At 58.9% G+C, this 17,672-nt stretch carries 19 protein-coding genes; 8 read left to right on the top strand and 11 right to left on the bottom strand.

The window, feature by feature from the left end:
* Window positions 1–38 precede the first annotated feature (38 nt).
* From S7S_RS00880 to tkt, 7 genes are all read right to left on the bottom strand, one after another.
* Entirely contained in the window at window positions 39–548 is a 510-nt protein-coding gene (locus S7S_RS00880; protein ID WP_008740115.1) for a porin family protein, read from the bottom strand.
* Between the two features lie 53 nt (window positions 549–601).
* Entirely contained in the window at window positions 602–895 is a 294-nt protein-coding gene (locus tag S7S_RS00875; protein ID WP_008740114.1) for a hypothetical protein, read from the bottom strand.
* 251 nt (window positions 896–1,146) lie between these two features.
* The gene (locus S7S_RS00870; protein ID WP_008740113.1) at window positions 1,147–2,103 is read right to left on the bottom strand and encodes an alpha/beta hydrolase; all 957 of its coding nucleotides are present in this window, start codon (window positions 2,101–2,103) and stop codon (window positions 1,147–1,149) included.
* A gap of 106 nt (window positions 2,104–2,209) precedes the next feature.
* Entirely contained in the window at window positions 2,210–3,274 is a 1,065-nt protein-coding gene (gene fba / locus S7S_RS00865) for a class II fructose-bisphosphate aldolase (RefSeq protein WP_008740112.1), read from the bottom strand.
* Between the two features lie 80 nt (window positions 3,275–3,354).
* Window positions 3,355–4,518, bottom strand: a complete 1,164-nt coding sequence (locus S7S_RS00860; protein WP_008740111.1) for a phosphoglycerate kinase — start codon at window positions 4,516–4,518, stop codon at window positions 3,355–3,357.
* A gap of 126 nt (window positions 4,519–4,644) precedes the next feature.
* Window positions 4,645–5,673, bottom strand: coding sequence for a type I glyceraldehyde-3-phosphate dehydrogenase (locus S7S_RS00855; RefSeq protein ID WP_008740110.1), 1,029 nt, complete (start codon window positions 5,671–5,673; stop codon window positions 4,645–4,647).
* Between the two features lie 4 nt (window positions 5,674–5,677).
* Window positions 5,678–7,690, bottom strand: coding sequence for a transketolase (gene tkt, locus S7S_RS00850; RefSeq protein ID WP_008740108.1), 2,013 nt, complete (start codon window positions 7,688–7,690; stop codon window positions 5,678–5,680).
* A 333-nt stretch (window positions 7,691–8,023) separates the two neighbouring features.
* On the opposite strand from tkt, the gene hxsB reads away from it, so the two are divergent.
* From hxsB to S7S_RS00820, 5 genes are all read left to right on the top strand, one after another.
* On the top strand, window positions 8,024–9,448 hold the full coding sequence (gene hxsB / locus S7S_RS00845) for a His-Xaa-Ser system radical SAM maturase HxsB (RefSeq protein WP_041025839.1): 1,425 nt from the start codon (window positions 8,024–8,026) through the stop codon (window positions 9,446–9,448).
* A gap of 8 nt (window positions 9,449–9,456) precedes the next feature.
* A complete protein-coding gene (hxsC, locus tag S7S_RS19025; protein ID WP_008740106.1) occupies window positions 9,457–10,584 on the top strand; it encodes a His-Xaa-Ser system radical SAM maturase HxsC in 1,128 nt (375 codons plus the stop codon).
* Window positions 10,584–11,168, top strand: coding sequence for a His-Xaa-Ser repeat protein HxsA (hxsA, locus tag S7S_RS19020; RefSeq protein WP_082027592.1), 585 nt, complete (start codon window positions 10,584–10,586; stop codon window positions 11,166–11,168). Before hxsC ends, hxsA begins: the two co-directional genes overlap by 1 nt.
* A 447-nt stretch (window positions 11,169–11,615) precedes the next feature.
* Window positions 11,616–11,825 (top strand): helix-turn-helix domain-containing protein, encoded by a 210-nt coding sequence (locus S7S_RS00825; protein ID WP_035205979.1) that lies wholly within the window; start codon window positions 11,616–11,618, stop codon window positions 11,823–11,825.
* Between the two features lie 61 nt (window positions 11,826–11,886).
* Window positions 11,887–12,531: an HD domain-containing protein gene (locus S7S_RS00820; RefSeq protein ID WP_008740102.1), complete on the top strand. Its 645-nt coding sequence runs from the start codon at window positions 11,887–11,889 to the stop codon at window positions 12,529–12,531.
* Window positions 12,532–12,571: 40 nt separating this feature from the next.
* Here S7S_RS00820 and S7S_RS00815 read toward each other — a convergent pair whose 3' ends face one another.
* Entirely contained in the window at window positions 12,572–13,132 is a 561-nt protein-coding gene (locus S7S_RS00815; protein WP_008740101.1) for a TetR/AcrR family transcriptional regulator, read from the bottom strand.
* Window positions 13,133–13,218: 86 nt separating this feature from the next.
* Between S7S_RS00815 and S7S_RS00810 the strand changes: the two genes are divergently transcribed.
* Window positions 13,219–13,578, top strand: coding sequence for a DUF2306 domain-containing protein (locus tag S7S_RS00810; RefSeq protein WP_035206005.1), 360 nt, complete (start codon window positions 13,219–13,221; stop codon window positions 13,576–13,578).
* Between the two features lie 131 nt (window positions 13,579–13,709).
* On the opposite strand, the gene S7S_RS00805 is transcribed toward S7S_RS00810, so the two are convergent.
* A complete protein-coding gene (locus S7S_RS00805) occupies window positions 13,710–14,828 on the bottom strand; it encodes a Fic family protein (protein WP_035205976.1) in 1,119 nt (372 codons plus the stop codon).
* Between the two features lie 185 nt (window positions 14,829–15,013).
* Between S7S_RS00805 and S7S_RS18665 the strand changes: the two genes are divergently transcribed.
* On the top strand, window positions 15,014–15,889 hold the full coding sequence (locus tag S7S_RS18665; RefSeq protein ID WP_008740089.1) for an alpha/beta hydrolase fold domain-containing protein: 876 nt from the start codon (window positions 15,014–15,016) through the stop codon (window positions 15,887–15,889).
* An 89-nt stretch (window positions 15,890–15,978) separates the two neighbouring features.
* Window positions 15,979–16,545 (top strand): DUF2780 domain-containing protein, encoded by a 567-nt coding sequence (locus S7S_RS00795; RefSeq protein WP_008740088.1) that lies wholly within the window; start codon window positions 15,979–15,981, stop codon window positions 16,543–16,545.
* 114 nt (window positions 16,546–16,659) lie between these two features.
* Here S7S_RS00795 and S7S_RS00790 read toward each other — a convergent pair whose 3' ends face one another.
* Window positions 16,660–17,100, bottom strand: a complete 441-nt coding sequence (locus S7S_RS00790; protein ID WP_008740086.1) for a hotdog fold domain-containing protein — start codon at window positions 17,098–17,100, stop codon at window positions 16,660–16,662.
* Between the two features lie 25 nt (window positions 17,101–17,125).
* Window positions 17,126–17,542 carry a MarR family winged helix-turn-helix transcriptional regulator gene (locus tag S7S_RS00785; RefSeq protein ID WP_008740085.1) on the bottom strand — a complete coding sequence of 139 codons (417 nt, stop codon included), beginning with the start codon at window positions 17,540–17,542 and terminating at the stop codon, window positions 17,126–17,128.
* Window positions 17,543–17,672 lie beyond the last annotated feature (130 nt).

Raw genomic sequence — 17,672 nt, 5'->3', positions numbered from 1 at the left:
GAATGAACGGCGCCGGCAGGGCCGGCGCCGTTGCCTCGTCAGAAGCGGTAGGTGAAGCCGAGCGACATGGCATCCATATCCACATCACTGGCGTCCAGCAGGCGGGCGTATTCCAGGTTCAGGGACAGCGCCTGATCCAGATCAAAATCCACACCGATGCCGTAGCCAAAATCGTCTTCGTTATCCGAGCCCAGCCGCGGATCGGTTTTCACCTTTGTGTAGCCGCCGAGCAGATAGGGCGTGAACTGGCTTTCGTTGGCCAGCGCCAGTTTTGCGTACAGGCCGTAGTAATGGTCCAGTTCCACTTTCACACCGTTGACGCGGTCATCGCCTACGCCGAAACCGGCGCGCGCTTCCAGCGCCAGAAACTGATTGAACTCCACACCCAGGCGGCCACTGAAGACATCGAACTCGGCTTCATCGCCACCGCCGTCCACTTCGGCAAAATTATACTGCGCACCGAAATAAGGGCGGGCTTCCTGTGCCTGGGCAATCCCGGCGAACGTCAGTGCGCCGGCTGTACCTGCAATCATCATCCACGTTTTCATCGTCTGGTCCTTCCTTATCTGAACTGAAACCGTTGCCGCCTTCCTGGCGCTTGTTATGGCGTTGCTTCAAGCGTGCTGGGGCGCTGGGCGCTTTCATCGTAAGCGCGTGATGGTGGCGTTGCGTTCTCACCGAGATTACGTTCCGCCACCGTCTTGCGGGTCTCGTAACCGCGCTCGGCAATGTACTCGCGCGCGTCGTCGGAACGGGTACGCTCATTGGCTGCATTGACAGCGGCCTGCACGCGTTCCAGGCGGTCCTCCCGGGTTGTTTCGGTATTGGCCACCGCACCGAGGCTGAGTGACAGCCCCAGGGCGAGCGCCAGCGTGATGTTCAGGCGGTTATTCATCAGTGGTCCCTCCGGCTGGCTTGATGTCCTGTTGGCCACTCGCAGGCTGTTGAAAAACAGCCTGTGCTGACGGCTCAATCAAGCCATCAGCATAATCAAGCGCTTGTTGCGCCTGGTTGTGCGTGCCCACCTTTGTGGACCTGCGCCGCAAAGGTGGCTTGAAAAAGCTTTTTCAACGCCCTGCTAGAGTACTGCACGGGCTGTCAGCGATGCGTCAGGCGGCTTGTAAAACAATCGAAAATCCGGAAACGTCAGCCGAGATGGTTGTCGAGGATGCGGTTGACCTGCGCGCGAATATCCGGGTGCTCGTTGGCGAGCTGATGGCGGGCGCCCTTGAGGATGTGGACCTCGGGCTGATTGAATTTGTCTTCGATGATGGACAGGTTATGACGCCAGTCCACGGTTTCGTCCATGTCACCCTGGATGATCACCGGGCTGATGCGCACAGCACTGGCACGCTCAAAACCCGGCACCCATTTTTTCAACGCACCCACCCAGCGTGACGACAGCGCACGATGCTGCAGTGGGTCCAGATGCTCCAGAAAATGCAGAAAGTCCGGATCATTGGAATTCACTGTAAAGACGCGGCGGATGTAATCGCGAAACGGGCTGACCAGGCTGTGCAGCAATTTGCCGGAACGCCAGGCCATCGGCCTGACCAGCGGTGCGAGCAGAATCACTTTCTCGAACGGCGCCGGTTCCTCGCCACCACCACCGCTCACCAGGTAATCCATGATGATCGCGCCACCGGTACTCTGTGCCAACGCATGCCAGGGGCGGGGAAACTGGTTCTGCTCATGGGCCAGGCACTGGCTCAGCACCTCGCGGTACACCAGAAAATCCTCAATCGCCGCACGCGGCCCGGAGGACAGTCCGTGGCCAGGCAGATCATAGGCCAACACCGCGTAATTCAGCTCCAGCAAGTGCCCGATAACATGCCGGTACAGGCCGACATGGTCGAAATAGCCGTGCAGCACCAGCACCGTGCCGCGCGCCTTCGGCGGCATCCAGGCATGAATGGCAAGGGTGTGGTTCGCCGCCTCAAAGTATCCGAACCCGTGCAACAGGCCGGGGAAACGGCCCGCAAAGTCGATGCCGTAATACTCGGCATAACGCCGCGCCTCGCCGCTGATTTGCTGCGGCGTTTTCCAGTCCAGTGGCTGCCAGGCCTGCTGGATGAGCTGGGCGTTGAAGGGAGGCGGGTTCATGGGCGATAGCATAACCATGCCGGCCGGGGGGCGAAAGCGGGCGAGCCGGCAGCCCGGAAAAAGCAAAGCCTCTCACGGGAGAGGCTTTGCGAGACAGCCGGTGGCGTCAGTTGACGCGCGGGTCCAGCTCGCCTTTTTCGTAGCGGATGAACATCTCTTCCAGCGACAGCGCCTTGATCTTGCTGGCGTTGCCTGCGGTGCCGAAGGCTTCGTAGCGGGCCAGGCAGATCTCTTTCATCGCCTTGGTGGCCACCGCCAGGTATTTGCGCGGGTCGAACTCGGACGTGTTCTGCGCCAGGAAGCGGCGGATGGCGCCGGTGCTGGCCAGGCGCAAGTCGGTGTCGATGTTGACCTTGCGCACACCGTGCTTGATGCCTTCCTGGATTTCTTCCACCGGCACGCCGTAGGTTTCCGGGATTTCGCCGCCGAATTCGTTGATCACTTTCAGCCATTCCTGCGGCACGGAAGACGAACCGTGCATCACCAGATGGGTATCCGGGATGCGCGCATGGATCGCCTTGATGCGGTCGATGGCCAGGATATCGCCGGTCGGCGGGCGGGTGAACTTGTAGGCGCCGTGACTGGTGCCGATGGCAATCGCGAGGGCGTCCACTTTGGTCGCTTTCACGAAATCAGCCGCTTCTTCCGGATCGGTCAGCATCTGGCTGTGGTCCAGGGTGCCTTCGGCGCCGATACCGTCTTCTTCACCGGCCTGGCCGGTTTCCAGCGACCCCAGACAACCCAGCTCGCCTTCCACGGACACGCCGCAGGCGTGGGCCATGGCCACAGCGGTCTGCGTGACGCGCACGTTGTAGTCGTAGTCCATCGGCGTCTTGCCGTCTTCGCCCAGCGAGCCGTCCATCATCACCGAGGAAAAACCGAGCTGGATGGAACGCTGGCACACCGCCGGGCTGGTGCCGTGATCCTGGTGCATGACCACCGGGATATGCGGAAACTCTTCCACGGCCGCCAGGATCAGGTGGCGCAGGAACGGCGCGCCGGCGTATTTGCGGGCACCGGCGGACGCCTGCACGATCACCGGGGAATCGGTCTCATCGGCCGCTTCCATGATGGCGCGCATCTGTTCCAGGTTGTTGACGTTGAAGGCCGGTACGCCATAACCGTATTCGGCGGCGTGATCCAGCAACTGACGCAGGCTGATGAGTGCCATATCTGTCCCCTGTCTCCGTTCGGGCGGTAGTCTCTACCGCATGGGTGTTCTGTATAGCGTCTGACGTCTGACGCAGAAAATCAGTCTTTCGCGCGTTCTTCGAGTACCGCCACGGCCGGCAACGTCTTGCCTTCCAGAAATTCCAGGAAGGCGCCGCCGCCCGTTGAAATATAGGATACCTTGTCGGCAATGCCGTACTTGTCCACGGCCGCCAGCGTATCGCCACCGCCGGCAATAGAGAAGGCATCGCTCTCGGCAATCGCCTCGGCCATTTCCTGGGTGCCGCCGCCGAACTGCTCGAACTCGAACACGCCCACCGGACCGTTCCAGACGATGGTGCGCGCTTCTTTCATCAGCGCGGCGAAGACGTGCGCGGTCTTCGGGCCGACGTCGAGAATCATGTCGTCCTCGGCGACGTCGTCCACGCTTTTCACCGTCGCTTCCGCCTCGGCGGAAAATTCCTTCGCCACCACCACATCCACCGGCAGCGGGATATGTACTTTTTCGGCGATCTTTTGCGCCGACGGAATCAGGTCGTGCTCGCACAGTGATTTACCCACCGGCTTGCCCGCCGCCGCCAGGAAGGTGTTGGCGATACCGCCGCCGACGATCAGCTGGTCCACTTTATCGGCCAGCGATTCCAGCACTTCCAGCTTGGTGGAGACCTTGGCGCCCCCGACGATGGCCACCAGCGGTTTTTCCGGGTTTTTCAGTGCCTGACCCAGCGCATCCAGCTCGGCCGCCAGCAGCGGGCCGGCGCAGGCGACCGGGGCGAACCTGGCCACACCGTGGGTCGACGCCTGGGCGCGGTGTGCGGTGCCGAAGGCATCCATCACGAAGATATCGCACAGCGCCGCCATTTTTTTCGACAGTGCTTCGTCGTCTTTCTTTTCGCCCTGGTTGAAGCGGACGTTCTCGCACAGCACCAGCTCGCCCGGTGCCACGTCCACGCCTTCCAGCCAGTCGCGCACCAGCGGTACATTGCGCTCCAGCAGCATGCCCAGGTGTTCAGCCACCGGCTTCAGCGAGGCGGCTTCATCAAACACGCCCTCTTCCGGGCGGCCCAGGTGCGACAGCAGCATGACCCGCGCGCCGGCATCCAGCGCGTGGCGAATGGTCGGCAACGACGCACGGATGCGGGCGTCGCTGGTGACTTTGCCGTCTTTCACCGGCACGTTGAGATCTTCGCGGATCAGTACCCGTTTGCCTTTCAGATCCAGATCCGTCATGCGAAGAATGGACATCGTTGTGTACCTCAAGTATCGCGTGTTCGTTCGTTGCACCGTGCCGCCGGCAAGCCGGAGGCCGTTGTTGATTGGTCGGACGTCGGACGTCGGACGTCGGACGCTTGGAGCAGTTGGCGTCAGACGTCAGACTGATTCCTGCTCCGCCATCCAGCTCACCAGGTCCAGCAGCCGGTTGGCATAGCCCCATTCGTTGTCGTACCAGGCCACCACCCGCACCATGTCGCCCTGCACGCGGGTCTGGGTGGCGTCGAAAATCACCGATTCGCTGCGGTGGTTGAAGTCCACACTGACCAGCGGCTCGGCATTGTAGCCGATCAGCCAGGGCACTTCGTCAACGCGCCGGATGAACAGCTCGTTGAGCTGCGGCACCGAGGGCGTTCTGGTCAGCCGCAGCGTCAGGTCCACCATCGCCACGTTCAGTGTCGGCACCCGGATCGAGTCGCCGCTGACGCGCCCGTTCAGGCGCGGCAGTATCTGCTGCACCGCGCCGATGGCGCTCGACGTGGTAGGCACGATGTTCTGTGCCGCCGCCCGGCCGCGGCGCGGATCGCGGTGCACATGATCCAGCAGGCTCTGGTCCGAGGTATAGGCGTGGACCTCTTTCATCAGCACCTGTTCCACACCGAACGCCTCGTCCAGCGCGGCCAGCAGCGGCGCGATGGCGTGCGTGGTACAGGACGCTGCCGACAGCACCCGCTGCCCCGGCTGGAGCTGTGTGTGGTTGATACCGTAGACCAGCATGGCGTCGGCGTGATCAAAGGGCACGGCACCGATGATGACCCGTTCCGCCCCCGCCGACAGGTGCCGGGCCGCTTCATCGTGCGCCCGGAACACCCCGGTGCATTCCAGCACCAGCGCCGCCTCCAGCGCCCGCCAGGGCAGCGCCGCCGGCTCGGCTTCCGAGAGCAGGCGCGCCCGGTGTTCGCCCAGCAGCAGTTGCGGACCGTCGGCACCCTGCTCCAGCGCCACCGGCACCCGACAGGGGCCGTGCGTGCTGTCGAAACGGCTGAGGTAGTACAGGTCTTCCGGGCGCCCGAGATCGTTCACCGCCACCAGCGTGAAAGGCGCCCGCCAGCCGCCCGCCTCGCGCTCCAGCAGGGCACGGACAAAAGAGCGGCCGATACGGCCGTAGCCGTTGAGCGCCACGCGCATAGGGTTATCCAATCAGCTCGGCCACAGCCTGCTGTACCGCCTCGGCGGTAATGTTGAAGTGTTTGAACAGGTCACCTGCCGGGGCCGAGGCGCCGAAGGTGTGCATGCCCACAATGCGGCCATCCAGGCCCACAAAGCGATACCAGTAATCCGCGATGCCCGCTTCCACGGCCACGCGATTGCGCACGGCCGCCGGCAGTACGGCTTCCTGATAGGCCGCGTCCTGGGCCAGGAAGGTGTCCACGCTCGGCAGGGACACCACGCGCACATTGCGGCCCTGCTCACCCAGCGCGGCGGCAGCCTGCATGGCCAGCTCCACTTCCGAGCCGGTGGCAATGATGATCGCCTCCGGTGTGCCGGTGCCGGTCTGGTGCAGCACGTAGCCGCCACGGGCCACATTGGCCAGGGTGGCGTCGTCACGCTGCATGCAGGGCAGTCCCTGGCGGCTGAAGACCAGTGCGGTGGGGCCGTCCTGGCGCTCGATGGCCGCCTTCCAGGCCACGGCGGATTCCACCGTGTCGCAGGGGCGCCAGGTGCTGACATTCGGGGTCAGGCGCAGGTTGGCCAGCTGCTCCACCGGCTGGTGCGTCGGGCCGTCTTCACCCAGGCCGATGGAATCGTGGGTATAGACCAGCATGGTGGGCTGCTTCATCAGCGCCGCCATGCGCACCGCGTTGCGGGCGTATTCCATGAACATCAGAAAGGTGCCGCCATAGGGGCGCACGCCGCCGTGCAGCTGCATGCCGTTCATGATCGCGGTCATGCCGAATTCGCGCACACCGTAATGAACGTAGTTGCCGCTGGCATCGGTGCCGGTGACCGATTTGCAGCCCTTCCAGAAGGTGTTGTTGGAGCCGCCCAGGTCGGCCGAACCGCCGATCAGCTCCGGCACCAGCGGGCCGTAGGCATCCAGTGCGTTCTGGCTGGCCTTGCGGGTGGCCACCTTTTCCATCTTCTGCTGGCACTCGCGAATAAAGGCATCGGCCTTGTCGCTGAAGTCCGCCGGTAACTCACCGCTCAGGCGGCGCTTGAGTTCGCCCGCCAGATCAGGGTGCGACTGGGCGTAAGCGCTCACCAGCTCGTTCCATTCGCCCTCAGCCTGAGCGCCCGCGTCCCGGGCATTCCAGGCCGCATAAATGTGGTCCGGCACCTCAAACGGGCCGTGCGGCCAGTTCAGTGCCTGGCGGGTCAGGGCGATTTCGTCATTGCCGAGGGCAGCGCCGTGGCTTTCTTCCTTGCCCTGCTTGTTCGGGGAGCCGAAGCCGATGATGGTCTTGCAGCAGATCAGTGTCGGCTGGGTCGTGTTCTTGCGGGCATTTTCCACCGCCGCCTGCACTTCCAGGGCGTCGTGGCCGTTCACATTCGGGATCACATGCCAGCCGTAGGCGCGGAAGCGCTCCACCGTGTCGTCGGTGAACCAGCCTTCCACTTCACCGTCGATGGAAATGCCGTTGTCATCATAGAAGGCGATCAGCTTGCCCAGGCCCAGGGTGCCGGCCAGGGACGACACTTCGTGGGAAATGCCCTCCATCATGCAGCCATCACCCAGGAAACAGTAGGTAAAGTGATCAACCACCGGAAAGCCGTCCCGGTTGAAATGGCTCGCCAGCATCTTCTCGGCCAGCGCCATGCCGACCGCATTGGCAATCCCCTGGCCCAGCGGGCCAGTGGTGGTTTCCACGCCCACGCACTCTTCGTGCTCCGGGTGGCCGGCGGTGGGGCTGTGCAACTGACGGAAGTTCTTCAGGTCGTCGAGGGACAGGTCATAGCCAGTCAGGTGCAGCAGGCTGTAGAGCAGCATCGAGCCGTGGCCGTTGGAGAGCACGAACCGGTCGCGATTCGGCCAGTGCGGGTTGGCCGGGTTGTGCTTCAGAAAGCCCCGCCAGAGCACTTCGGCGATATCCGCCATGCCCATGGGCGCCCCGGGATGGCCTGAATTGGCCTGCTGCACGGCGTCCATGCTTAGGGCACGAATGGCATTGGCGAGTTCGCGTGAAGCCAGCGAATGGGCGGACATGGGGCGTTCTCCTGACCTGGGAATCAACAACGGCGCCTCCCTTGGGGGTGGGCGCCGGTATAAAGGGGCGGTATTGTCGCTTAGGTGGGGGTTGGCGGCAAATAGGGCAGCTCAGCAGGGAGCGGGACAATGCGCCGGCTTACAACTGACCAAAAGATCAGTCCCCCTAATTCCTATTGCAAAAACATGCCGCCTTAATATAAATCACTTATTAAGAGTTTAGGCGGGATGCGGCGCGAGCCATAAAACAGCAACTTCTTATGCGCCGCCAGACCCCAAGCATCCTACGGAAGAAAAGCAATTAAAATAATAATCAAACGCCACCGGGAAGGCATGATGACCAGATACGAATTGGTAAAGGGGTCCTACAACACGAAAAAACTTGGCAACGGATTCCTAGTTGTATCCGATACGGGAGATTATGCATTTTTATCCGGCCAGGAACTGGATAGCCTTGAAAAAAACCCACTAATTTTAAGCAACCCGATCAGGGCAGACCTTCAGTCAAAGTTCATTCTGAGATCCAAGAATCAGAGCGGGAGCGAGTGGCTTCACCAATGTCGACAGGCAGAGCGGTCTCAAACCACTAAAGACGGCCCCAGCCTACATATGTTGGTCGTGACACTCCAATGCGCACATTCATGCCAGTACTGCCAAGTAAGCCGGTCGCTGGAGGAGCACGGCTGTTCAATGAGCCGGGCAATGCTGGAAAAAGCATGCGCCAATATATTTGACAGCCAAAATGAAACCATAACCGTTGAATTTCAAGGTGGCGATCCACTCCTACGCTTTGAACTTGTTCAGTACGCAATTGAAAAAATAAAATACATCAATGAAAGTCACAACAAGAGAATACGGTTTGTTGTAGCAAGTACATTACATCAGCTCACACAAGGAATGTGCGAGTTCTTTAGGGAAAATAACGTTTATCTTTCAACCAGCATTGATGGCCCTCCTTCGCTTCACAACAAGAACCGCCCAACCCCGGAAAGAACAGCGCATGAAAAGACTGTCCTCGGCATTCAAATGGCCAGGGAGATTATCGGAGAAGAAAGCGTTTCCGCCCTGATGACCACCACCAGATCATCACTTTCATTTCCCAACGAGATTGTGGACGAATATGTTCATCTTGGAATGCCCGAAGTATTTATCAGGCCATTAAGCATCTATGGCTTCGCCAAGAAAAACATTAAGCACATAGGATACAGCTTGGCCGAATTCATGGAGTTCTACAAAGCGTGCCTGGAGAGAGTTCTCTACTGGAACAGGCAAGGCAACCACATAAGAGAAGTCTATGCTTCCATCATTTTGAATAAGCTTCTGTCTCCGTTTGACGCAGGCTATGTGGATCTTCAAAGACCAACCGGGGCGGGACTTTCGGCAATAGCCTACAATTATGATGGCTATATTTATCCCGGCGATGAGGCCAGGATGCTGGTTGAAACCGGGGATCATGGTTTACGCCTTGGGGCGATAGGCACACCGATATCGGAACTTCTGAACTCCGATCTCCAAATCAACCTCGTAAGGGCTAGCCTGAACGATGAGAAAGATGAATGTGGTTCGTGTGCATACAAACCTTTTTGCGCCCCGAACCCGATAGACGCTTACGCTCAGCACGGCAACCTCTATGCAAGGCCATCCGAAACTGAGCATTGCCAGAAACACACCTTGCTGTTCGATTATTTTTTCAACCGGATAAAGCATGCTTCCACTTGGGAAATGGACATTTTCTATAACTGGGCAATGCCTTTCTAGGTCATACCATGAGACGAATCCAAACAGACATTGAAACCGCCAACTGGATGAAACCTCACCGGGTGGTCCAGCGTGATGACTTGGCAAACGAATGGTCACCGGAACTATTCTACCTTGTCATATCGAGGAATGGCACCGACATAGATTTTGTACGACAAATATTCAAAAAAGGCGTGCGCAATCTAGGATGGATTGCAGACCACCCGAACCTCGTGGACGGCGATATTATAGCGCCAACAAAGGCGCTATCTGGCCACCCCGTTCTTTATCGCGAAGTAGATATGCACCATGGATTCCAAATAACTAATCGCTGCAATAGCTGGTGCCTGATGTGCTCTCAACCACCCACAAAGTCAGACGACCAGTGGATGATAGAAGAGGTACTGGATACCGTTAAAGCAATCCGGAAAATGCCAAATGTTATCGGCCTCAGCGGCGGCGAGCCACTGCTTGAACCTCGCGGACTGAAAGAAATTGTCAACCAGATAAACTTGAAGAGCAGTGAAACTCACATTGAGGTATTGACCAACGGACGCCTGCTCAGCAAACCTGACATTGAGGAGACAATTTTCGACAGGAAAATATCAAACGTCTCCTGGCTAGTTCCATTGTATGGCCATGCGGACTTCCTGCACGATTATATTGTTCAATCCTATGGAGCCTTCGAAGAAACCATAAAGGGATTATTGGTTTTGCAAAAGAATTGTCAGCCCATTCAACTTAGAATCGTTCTGACGAAACCCGTCCTTGAAAATCTTGTACCATTATGTCATTTCATAGGCAAAAACCTTCCATTTGTCAGGGAGGTGGCAATAATAGGGTGCGAGCCCATAGGCTTCGCTCTCGCAAATAGAGACATCTGTGAGCTAAGAATCGAAGACTGGTCAGAAACCATCCTCTCAGCAGTCAACGAACTTGAGAGGCATAACCTTACAAGCATACTAATGAATATCCCGTTATGCCTTCTTCCCAGAAGACTATGGCAGTACGCACACAGAAGCATATCGGACTGGAAGAATTCATACGTAGATGAATGCAGGGGTTGTCTTGAAAGAGAATCGTGCAGCGGTCTTTTCTCATGGCATGAAAAAGGCTGGAAGCCTGGAAAACTTATTCCAATAATGGAGGAAAAGTGATGTCAAAATTCATAAAAAATATCTCCCTTTTCCTTGCGGGAACCCCAATTTTCTTGAACCCTAACTTATCTAGCGGGCTCGAATCTGAAGGAGCTCATCTTGATAACGCAGGAATGCCCGCATCGATAACACTAAAACCTCTTCATGAAGCCATGGAAAACCTTTTCGCTGCGCATCGCTCACATTCAAGCCACCGATCCCACTCCAGTCACCGATCTCATTCTTCTCATTCATCACATTACTCTGGATATAACAGCCGCAGCGCACCATCACCTTCCTATAGCACACCGACCACACCACCACCCAGTGCTAGCGGGCCGGCATCCTCCTTTTCTTCGGGTTCTACACAAACGCCCTCATCCGCCCTGAACAATCTCAGTCAAAGCGAAAAACTGCGCATTCAAATCATGAGGGTTCAAATCCAGCTGAACGCTATAGGCCTCTATAACGGCTCCATTGACGGGATTCTTGGTCAGCAAACCCAAAACGCCCTCAAACTTTTCCAGCGCATCAAGGAATTGCCTGAATCGGGCATGATGACAGATGCGACGTTACAAGCCCTTGGTGTATCTCCTGTCAATTAGACGCCGAACACGATAATTTCCAAGCCGTGCAAAGCTCCTTATCAGAATAGTCTTTGCCCGCCAGCTCACACCCACTGTGTGAATGAATTTTTGAAAACGAGCAAGACCAAGAACCTAATCAGGCCAGCGCGACCTTTCTCGTCCAAGAAATTTTTTTCTGTAATCAGGGTCTCTCTTAGCACATACAATCTCCCGAATCTGATCATCACTAAGTCCATCATACAGCTGCTCCAAATGCCGATAACCAAACTCCAGCAGATCATCCGCCACACGCGTCATTGGCTTGCCGACGGCTTTTGCCAGATGGTAAAGCCTCGGCGAATGCTTACTTATTCTTGGGACTGTACATGTTAAGTTCCTCCATGATTTGCCGCGTTGCTCCGAATTCGGAGCAACGATTATCTATAACCATGAAAGAATCAAGCTCCGATTTCGGAGCAAACGGATATGAATCTTCTCGGACCCAGAATCAAAACATTGAGAGAAGAACAGGGACTGACTCAAGGCGAGCTGGTGACCCGCTGTCATCTGATCGGCTGGGATATCAGCCGAGGCACACTGGCCAAAATTGAAGCTCAGGTCAGACGTATCACCGACGATGAAGTGCCGCTGATAGCGAAGGCGCTCAAAGTGAATATCGAGGAATTATATTCCTGAGAGGCGAGACCCTCTGCTATTACACTCTTGTCACGGCAGCGCTACCGCAAGGGACACAAGCATGGCACCCGGCACAACCCTATTTGACACATCCTGGCGCGACGCCACGATCCGCTCCGGCATAGCCGCGCCAGACAGGCTGCGTGATGAATTACTGCTGGCTTATGCCGAACCACAGCGCGCCTACCACACACATCAACATCTCGCTGAATGCCTGACACTGGCCACGCAGCACCTTTCTCTGGCACCGGACGCGGGGCAATTGTTGTTCGCCCTCTGGTTCCATGACGCCGTCTACGAAGTCACTCGACACGACAATGAACAGCGCAGCGCAGAATGGGCGCGCCGGGCGCTGGCCGAAGCGGGTGCGTGCGAGTCAGACCAGGAAGCTGTGTACCGGCTGATCATGGTGACGCGGCACCACAATCTCGCACAGCAGGACGATGAAAAGCTGCTGGTGGATATTGATCTGTCGATTCTCGGTGCCGAGCCAGCACGCTTTGAGGAAAGTAACCGACAGCTCCGACAGGAATACCAGTGGGTGCCAACGCCACTCTATATTCAGAAGCGTCGGGAAATTCTTGAATCTTTCATGGCCCGTCCGCAGATTTATAACACCCGGCCCTTCCAGGAAACACGGGAAGCGCAGGCGCGGGAGAACCTGCGAAAGGCGATTGATGCACTCGATGCCGGTGATGAGGGGTGACAGATATCAAGTTGTCTCAATAATTGTTGCGTTGGGTCCACTACAGCCCCAGCACCTGCTCCGCCGCAGCCAATGGCCCGAGCGGCATAAAATCCAGTTGCCCATCCAGCATCAAATGACTGAGGCCATGCACCAACCCCCAGGCCCGTAATGTCGCCGCATCAACATCAACGGCCTCAGCTTGGGCATCCTTCGCCGTCGCAACGCCTCTGCGCAATGCCTGATATGCCTCAGCCGCCGCCGCCCGCAGTTCCGCATCATCTCTGTCCGCAAGGTGCGCCCCAAACATCAGGCGGAACAGTGCGGGGTTCTCCCAGGCGAAGCGAAGATAAGCCCGACCAGACAAAGACAGCATCTGACCCGGCGGTGCGTCGCGTGCGGCCCGTTGTTGCGCTGTCTGCAACTGACGGAAACCTTCCGCCGCCAGAGCCACCAGCAAGGAACCCTTATCCGAGAAGTGTCGATACGCTGCGTTTGGCGTGACACCTACCCGGCGAGCGAGCGCCCGCAGGCTGATATCGCCCTGCGGGCTTTCGGCCAACAGCAACAATCCCTCAGTAATCAGGCTTTCTCGCAGGCGACCATGGTGATAACCACCCATATTCCTCACTCACAATGTTGACACCGTGAACATCGAGCCGCAAACTCATGTTCACAGCGTATACTTTTACACTCAGGCAGGACACCATGATGACACTTCACTGGATAGCCGCCACCCTGGCGCTATTGCTGGGAGCCTGGCAATTGGCCCGGCCAAAGGGCGGACTCTGGCATCGACGGCTTGGCTGGGCCTGGGTCATTGCGATGGCCATCACCGCCCTGTCCTCCTTTGGCATCTACAGTGCAATGCCGCTATTCGGGACTTTCGGCCCCATTCACCTGCTCTCGCTCTGGACGTTGATCTGCCTTGTCATCGCGGTCATCGCGGCGCGGCGAAAGCAACTGGGGGTACATCGTGGCTTTGTGGTGGGTGCCTATCTGGGATTACTTGGGGCAGGGATTGGCGCTTTCGCACCAGGCCGGCTTCTCGGGAATCTGGTCTTCTAGCCCATGGGCAGATGATTCCAGCTGACGCTCGGCGGTTTTATGAGTCTCCCTGCAGGGCGTCACCAGAATGGGCACGGGCAAGGCCACTTGTAATCACTTCTTGTCGCCACTTATGGCCACTTTCGCCCATATCACGACAACACTGCCGCATACCGCGTACTCCGCCCCCCACCCGGCAATTTCACCAGACACCCTCTGGCCACCAGATCCGACAAATGCCGCGTGGCCGTCGCCTTACTCACTTTGGCTACCTTCTGGTATTGCGAAGCACTGATCCCGTTCTCGAAACCCCTGGCCCCGCCATCCAGCAACCTGTTCAGCACTTTTATCTGCTCAGGCGACAAGCCAGCATCGCCAAAACGCTGCCAAAAGCGTGTCTTGCCCAACGTACGATCAATGCACTCGATGGAAGCATCAAGAGCAGCTTCCAACGTATCCAGAAACCACAGCACCCAGACCGTGATATCCGGCGTGCCTCGCTGGCTTTGTTCCAGCACGCGATAGTAATCACCGCGCCGTTCAAGAATCGCCACCGACATGGCGTAAAGCCGGATACTGCGGTCATCGGTCTGGGCAAGCGCCATATCGGTCAGGGCGCGGGTGAGGCGGCCGTTGCCGTCATCGAAGGGATGCAGGGTGACAAACCAGAAATGCGTGATGGCCGCGCGCAGTAGCGGGTCCAGTGTGGCGTCGTCGGCACTGTGATTGAACCAGTCGACAAACCCGTCCAGCAGCGCCGGCAGGGTGTCGCGAGGGGGTGCCTCGAAATGCACTGTCGGGCGGTCCAGGCGCCCGGAAACCACCTGCATCGGCGCTTCGCCACGCAGCGCGCCCACATTGATGTGCGACAGCAGGGTATTCGGCTCCGGAAACAGCCACTCATGCCACTGGCACAATCGGGCGCAGGACAGCGGCTCTCTGCGGTGATGGATGGCATCGAACATGATCCGGGCGAGCCCTTCCGAGCGCGCCGTCACCGGGTATTGGGTGCCCGCTACGCCCAGACGCCGAGCCAGTGAGGACCGCACGGAGGCGGCATCAAGGGTTTCATTTTCGATAGAGGAGGACGACACGATATTGGCCAGCAGGGTGTCGAGCTCCTGCTCGGGCTGGTCGCCATCGCCCAGCACGCCCGCTCGCCCCAGCAATTCGCCCTGCTTTTGACGCACGGCGCGCAGGCGCGGCTGCACAGCCGCCTCGTGCCAGGAAAAGGCTGTCCAGTCAGGGTGTTGCCATATCCATGTGTGCATAGTTGCGCCCTCTGTGAGCCGATTAATTCGCCCATTCGGCTCATATCATGAGCCGAATATAGTCATTATTCGGCTCATCTGCCAGATATGCCAGCCTCCCCAGCCAGGCCGCACCGCCCTGGTTGGCAGCACTGCCAGTCTGGCGGACACTGCTGGCCATCTATCTGTCCTGAGGATCGCTCGACATGGCTTCTTTGCGTGCCCGTCTGCTGTTCAACAGGGTTATGCCCTGGCTGAAGATGAAGCAACGCTACGCGCCACCGCTGGACGCCGCCACGCTGCTGGCCAGGCGACGCAAGGCCTGCTCACCACCCCGCGGGGCAACGCAGCGGGCCTTTCGCGGCCGCCCCGTATTGCGCCTCGGACACGGTGCCGAGCCAACCATGCTCTACCTGCACGGCGGCGCCTTCGTGAACCCCATCACCCGCCATCACTGGCGCCTGATTACCCAACTCGTGCGTGATACCGGCGGCACCTGCGATGTGCCGCTGTATCCGCTGGCGCCCGAGCAGACGCTGGACGACATGCTGGCCTTCACCAGCGCATTCTGGCGTGACCACACATGGCCACAACCGCCGGTGATTGTGGCGGATTCCGCCGGGACCTTGCTGGCACTGCGGCTGGCACAATCGCTGCGCGATGCCGGGGCACCGCAGCCGGCCGCGCTGGTGCTGATCAGCCCGTGCCTGGACCTGACGTTCAGTGATCCGCGCTCAAAGGACCGCGATGCCGTCGATCCCATGCTGGCGCTGGCCGGGCTGCCGCACGTCGGGCGCATCGTCGCCGGGCCGCGCGCGCTGGATGACCCGGCCATCAATCCGCTGCTGTGCGGGCTGCAGGAGCTGCCGCCGATGCTGGTGTTCAGCGCCGGGCGTGATGTGTTGTGGCCGGATGCGGTGCGATTGGTGGAAGGGGTGCGCGCGGCAGGCGGGCAAGTGGCGCAGGTGGATGCGCCGGAGATGGTGCATGTCTGGCCGCTGATGCCGATACCGGAGGCCGCCAGCGCACGCGTCCGGATGGCTGAATTCGTTCGCAAAACGGTGAATCCGTCCTTTAACTGATGCCGGACGGCGCAGGCGGCATGCTATTGTTCGATCGCGCCGGCACGCCAGACCGGCGCTTTTTCCGGACCAGCCAAGGAAGCTCCCCCATGCATTTTTTTGCCAAAGCCACGCTGACTGTCGCTCTGTTCTCCGTTGCCGCCGGTGCATCGGCCTTTGACTTCAAGTCGCTGTCGGATTCCGCCAGCAAGACCATCAATGACGCGGCCAAAGTCGCTGACGATGCCACCGGCAGCGCCCAGGCCACACTGGACCAGGCCAACAGCCAGTTCGCCGTGGCCGGCGACACCGCTGATCTGGTGAACAGCCTCAGCAGCCAGCTGGGCGTGACCCAGACGCAAGCCGCCGGTGGCACTGCCGCGCTGATGTCGCTGGCACAGACGCAACTGTCCGGCAGCCAGTTCAGCTCGATCACGGACAAGGTGTCCGGCCTGACCGGCCTGCTCGGCAGCGGCGAATCCAGCGGTGGCATGCTCGGCACGGTGCTCGGCAACGTGCAGAGCCTGCAGGGTGTGCAGACTGCATTCAGTGCGCTGGGCCTGAGCCCGGACATGATCAGCCAGTTTGCGCCGATGGTGCTGCAGTTCCTGGGCGGCCAGGGTGTGCAGAACAGCCTGCTGGGTTCACTGCAGAATCTCTGGACCCCCGCAGCCTGAATCACGGTTGGGGGCGGCACCCGCCAGCAAGCCACCGCCCCAGAAAAAAAAGCGGAGCTCGCCAGGAGCTCCGCAATGGGGAACAGCGCTTGCGCAATCACAGGATTTTTCTGATCAGGCGTGCTTCACATTCATGGTGATCAGTGCCGTGAAGCATTTGGTGCCACCGTCGGTATAGGCGGACACCGGCACGACGATGTCGCCGGGTTCGGAAAAATCCACCCCGTCCGCATCACACACCACTTTCAGGTCAGACTTGGCCTTGGCCAGGTAACTGACCGTCATGCCCTGCGGAATCCAGCGCGCGCCTTCAGGAATAGATGCATCGGTGGCCATCCCCGCTACCAGCTCGGCGGCGTTGCACATGGCAATCGCATGGATGGTGCCCAGGTGATTGTGTACCTTGGGCTGGTTCTTCAGCACCAGTTCGCAGTAGCGCGGCCGGTAGTTGACGATTTCCGGATCGATGGACGAAAAGTACGGCGCCACCTGCCCGATACCTTTTGAAAAAGCCTGCGCGTCCATCTGTTTGTACATTGTCAGGAATTGACCCATAGCCTTCACCGTTCTGGTCGGTTGATCACGCGAAGTTGTCCATCACCTTGTTCAGGAAACGGACCACCACATCCAGTTCTTCATCGGAAAAATCTGCCGCCAGACTGGCATTCATGCGCGTCAGCAGCGGCATGACCCTGGGCAGTACGGCTTTTCCTTGCGGGGTGAGGTAAAGGCGGGAAGCGCGGCCATCCTGTTCACAGGGACGGCGTTCGATCAGGCCGTTCTGTTCCATGCGACCGCACAGGCCGGTGACAGCCGGCTTGTTCAGCGCCAGCGCGGCGCCCAGGTCTTTTTGCAGGCCGCCTTCATGCCGGGCAATGAACAGCAGTGCCGCCACTTGTGTCACGGAGAAACCCAGCTCTGCTTCGCACGCGCTGTCCACATAGCGGAACATCTTGCGCTGGGCCATGTTGATCAGGAAAAACAGCCGCCGTTCCACACCTCACCTCGTTTGGTTCGCTGACGAACCAAATAGTACACACACGAACCAAATGCCGCAAGCAGCCGCTGCGCTATCCCGCGCCCGCCATCCCAACTCATTGATACAAATAAAAAACGGGGCCATGAAG

The sequence above is a fragment of the Isoalcanivorax pacificus W11-5 genome, from assembly GCF_000299335.2.
Taxonomy (GTDB): Bacteria; Pseudomonadota; Gammaproteobacteria; order Pseudomonadales; family Alcanivoracaceae; genus Isoalcanivorax; species Isoalcanivorax pacificus.
This window is presented reverse-complemented; position numbering and strand designations above follow the sequence as displayed.